This is a genomic window from Vibrio sp. Vb1026, from assembly GCF_033338745.1.
GTDB lineage: Bacteria > Pseudomonadota > Gammaproteobacteria > Enterobacterales > Vibrionaceae > Vibrio > Vibrio alginolyticus.
The window spans coordinates 1-1,072 of the sequence record NZ_JAWOTH010000186.1 but is presented as its reverse complement, the minus strand read 5'-3'; the positions used below and the strand labels follow the sequence as shown (position 1 = coordinate 1,072).

Here is a 1,072-nt window from a genome sequence, read left to right as displayed (position 1 = left end):
ACCGGGGCTGATTTTCTCAGGCTCAATGTTTGCGTTGATCTTTGCGATGGTGGTGCGTTTCTCTGCTGTTGCGATTGGTAGTATCGAAAGTAATCTAAATAAAATTTCTCCATCGTTAGATATGGCGTCACGCACGATGGGATGTACGCCAAATACGATGCTGTGGCGAGTGCACTTTCCACTGGTAAAACGTGGTGCACTGATTGCGGCATTGTTGGTGTTTATTGAGTCGATGAAAGAGCTCAATGCCTCTCTGCTTCTGCGTCCATTCAATTTTGAAACACTGGCAACATACGTATATAACTTTGCCTCGGATGAGCATTTAGAATTGGCAGCTCTGCCTGCTGTATTGTTGGTTCTTGTTGGGTTGATCCCGCTTGTTGTTGTTAACCGTTCACTGGAGCAAAATCACTGATGAGCTGCGCACTATCAATTAAAAACCTAACTTGCCAATACGATGCTCAAACCGTTTTAGAGTCTTTGTCGCTTGAAGTTGAACAGGGGCAAATCGTTTGTCTTTTAGGGGCGAGTGGTTGTGGCAAAACGACATTGTTGAAAGCGATTGCTGGTTTGCTGCCTCTTACTTCTGGTCAAATGAGCTTAAATTGTCAGACGATTGATGATGGTGAAAATTGGTTGCCGCCAGAAGAGCGCAATATCGGAATGATCTTCCAAGATTATGCACTATTTCCTCATCTGACAGTTGCACAAAATATAGCCTTTGGTTTGAAGCATCAAGCTGCAAAGGAAAAGCGCGCGAAAGTCGATGAAATGCTAGAACTCGTGCACCTTCAAGGTTACGCCGATCGTTATCCACATCAGCTTTCTGGTGGACAACAACAGCGCGTTGCGATTGCCCGTTCTCTGGCTTACAGCCCTGATTTACTGCTTTTGGATGAACCGTTTTCGAATATTGATACTCAGGTTCGTCACGAGTTAATCAGCGAGATCCGTAAGATTTTTAAGGCACAAGGCGTTACTGCGATTTTCGTGACTCACAGTCGTGAAGAAGCATTTGCGTTTGCCGACAAAATGGCGGTGATGAACCACGGTGTTATTGAGCAATACGGCA

General features: G+C 45.1%; 2 protein-coding genes. Both read left to right on the top strand.

From position 1 onward, the window contains the following. A partial coding sequence (locus R7E47_RS25185) for an ABC transporter permease (protein ID WP_318085531.1) occupies positions 1 to 415 on the top strand: 415 nt, incomplete at its 5' end. After that, positions 415 to 1,072 (top strand): ABC transporter ATP-binding protein (locus R7E47_RS25180; RefSeq protein WP_318085529.1); only part of this gene is annotated, 658 nt, incomplete at its 3' end. The genes R7E47_RS25185 and R7E47_RS25180, both read left to right, overlap by 1 nt.